The sequence below is a fragment of the Paracoccus fontiphilus genome (assembly GCF_017356265.1).
GTDB classification, from domain to species: Bacteria; Pseudomonadota; Alphaproteobacteria; order Rhodobacterales; family Rhodobacteraceae; genus Paracoccus; species Paracoccus fontiphilus.
Genome location: NZ_JAFNAW010000141.1, coordinates 1 through 2,818 on the forward strand (window position 1 = coordinate 1; position 2,818 = coordinate 2,818).

Here is a 2,818-nt window from a genome sequence, read left to right on the forward strand (position 1 = left end):
TGGTGAGCGCGCGCGCCATGGTGCCGGTCACCGCCGCCTGGCCTGATTTTACCCCGCCGCGTGGCCGGATTTTGCACCGCCGTTGACAAACCAATTTCGCGATGCGCCTGCCGGACTGTTGGACTGTTGGACTGTTGGACTGTTGGACTGAGCGTGATGCGGGCGGCGGGCATGATTGCCTTTCCAGTGTCGGCTTGAGGTAAAAGCCGCAAGGCCAGTTGACGGAACGCTGATCCGGCCGCTTGGGGGCATGTCCATGCGGCATAGGTAGGGCGCCAGCCAGAAGTCGGGCATAGAGAGCGTCTTGATGCCATGCGTCATCTGCCCGGCGGCAAGCCGGAGCAAGCCGCCGCTCTCGGACTGAACCAAGGCTGCCTGTAGCCATGATGGCGCAAGCGGTTACCTGACCGTGATCACGTCATGCGTGAGACGCAACGGATCGCACAGATGGGCCTGTCCGGAGGCCGCGGAGCGACACCCTGCCTGGCGCCGGGACGCAGCACGGGGTGCTCTGTCTGGCCGCTCCGGCTTTGGTGCCATGCTTCCCGGAGCGTCACGCAATCTCCAGATGATCGTCTGACACGAGAGAGTGGCTGCAGGCATGCGGGAACACGTTGGGGACTATGGCGCCTCGTGGATCGGTGATGCCGCGCAGAGCGGGGCATCCTGTCCGATGCAGCGCCAGCTTGCTCCGCCAAAGGCGAACACGCGGGCGCATCCGGGCACTCGGTCACGCCCTCGGGCGACGGGTGGGCAGCATCGTTGGCCGCCGCGGCAGGCTGGTGCACTTCCGCATAGGCACTGACCAGTTCCTGCCGTGACAAGGACGGACAGACCGCTGCGGCGGCGATCCCAGCCAGGTTCAGGTCGCGCAGACGACGCGCCAGAATTTCGGGATCACATCCTTTGGACCGGATGTAAAAGTTGGAACTGGCCGAGTAGCCCAAGGGCAGCGCACCATCTTGAAGCAAAGGCGGGATATCGAGGACGGCCCCGGCGCGCGCGCCGACACGGCGCACGATCAGGTCGGCCTCGGCGATGGTCCGAACGAACTCGAAATCATGCTGTGTAGCTGGCAGGCAGGTCTGTTCGGCTCGGGAACAATCCCGCTTCTCCCAAATCTGCAGGACGGTTCGGACCTTCCGCAGACCCTCGCAGGTCTCGAATGTCGCATCTCCGAGATGGGTCTGATGAACCAGGTGGAAAAGCGGGGGAATGCCGCGTTGCATGCTGACCTTTGCAAAGGAGGCCGGCAGGATGAAGGCGATGACATCGGCAAACTTGCTCGCATGCTGCAGAAAGGCGCGGGCCAAGGCGCCACTGCGCCCAAACGGGGGATTGCCAATCACGATCCGGCGGCCCTCATGAACCGGCGGCTCAAAGTCCATGAAATCACCCGTCAGGATGCCGTCCGCATCCGGGGCGATATCGAGGGCGATGGTGCGCTTGGCGGGCAGGTGCCGACAGAAGGCTCCTGCGCCAGCGGAAGGTTCGATGAAGAGATCATCGGCCCGCATCCCGACCTGCCGCCAGAGCTGCCCGATGCACTGACGGGCGGTGGCATCAGGGGTGTAGAATTTGTCGAGCGGGATGTCAGTCATTGTGGCAGGGTCCTGTTTCAGCTCCTGCCATCCTATTGTGCAGACAAGAAAGTCAGAACGGATCGACAGCGAATTGATGTGGATTACGGCCCTTGATCTGCGTTTTTTTGATCCTTTTCGCGGCAAGAACGTCCTGCTCGCATGGCGCCGGGGCAGATGATCTGCCCCGAGATCGCCCAAACAGGTTCTGTCCACGAAAATCGAATTGTGAAAAAGAATTACGCATCCCCGCGCAAGGATGCGCAAAGTGGGTCAAGAGGCCAGGCCGGAAGCATCAAAAGTCGAGCGGCGCCACGGCCCGAGCCGGAAGGCCAGTTCCGCCTCGCCGATGAACCCTCTGGTTTCCAGATCGCGTGCAAGCTTCTCGAGCAAAGCATGATGCTGGCAGAGGATGTCCTGCGCATCCTCCATGGCGCGATCAAGGCGGCGCTGTAGCTTCGCGCGTGTCGCTGGCGGCAGCGACAGGAGAAGCCGAAGGTCGGGATCAGCACCGATCGAGAGATGACCATGATCGCCCAAGCCCAGCGAAAACTCGCAGGCCAGCAGCAGGCGGGTGGCCCGCGCCAGGTCAGCCTCAGGGTCGCCACCCGCGCCGGCGCTGGCGTCGCCCAGCATCAGCAGCTCGGCGGCACGGCCTCCGAGATGAGCGATGCACTGCCGGTGCGCCTGTGCTGCGGTCTGTTCCGTTGGATGCCACCGGGTGATGGTTTCGCCCCCATCCGCGCTGATCCGCAGCGCCTTGACGATGCCAAGGCCAAGGACCGCGATGATGATCGCGTGGCCAGCTTCGTGAAGCGCGGCCCTGCGCCGCATGGGGAGTGGCAGGGCTTGATGGTCGGGACCGAGCGCGTCCCGCAGATCCCGCTCCTCAAGCTGCCGCCTGGCACGCCGGGCCTTGGCCCGCGCGGTCCGGACGGCTGCGGCACAGTCCGCCCCCGATCGTCCGACGGCCATTTGTCCAAGGTGTGTCAGGTCAACCTTGGCCAGATCATTCCCGAGATGCTGACGCAGGATCGTCGCCAGAGCGGCGCTGTCGGGGCGGGTGATATGGACAAGGTCGTCGAAACGACCGGCCCGACGAATGGCCGGATCGATGCGTTCAGGGTGGTTACACGCGCCAATGACCACATGAGAACGGCGGTGAGAAATTAGGCCACGGAAGCGGCGGCATGGAGCTGCTGCGGGCGGCGTAAAAGTCGTCCACCCTTTCCCTTTCT

2 protein-coding genes are annotated in these 2,818 nt (G+C 63.8%); one reads left to right on the forward strand and one right to left on the reverse strand.

Annotation, left to right across the window (positions count from 1 at the left end):
- Positions 1-962: 962 nt before the first annotated feature.
- The gene (locus J0F76_RS20375) at positions 963-1,697 is read left to right on the forward strand and encodes a hypothetical protein (RefSeq protein ID WP_207472282.1); all 735 of its coding nucleotides are present in this window, start codon (positions 963-965) and stop codon (positions 1,695-1,697) included.
- 156 nt (positions 1,698-1,853) lie between these two features.
- On the opposite strand, the gene J0F76_RS21090 is transcribed toward J0F76_RS20375, so the two are convergent.
- Complete coding sequence (locus tag J0F76_RS21090) at positions 1,854-2,729, reverse strand: ATP-dependent metallopeptidase FtsH/Yme1/Tma family protein (protein WP_377707213.1); 876 nt, start codon at positions 2,727-2,729, stop codon at positions 1,854-1,856.
- Between the last annotated feature and the right edge of the window lie 89 nt (positions 2,730-2,818).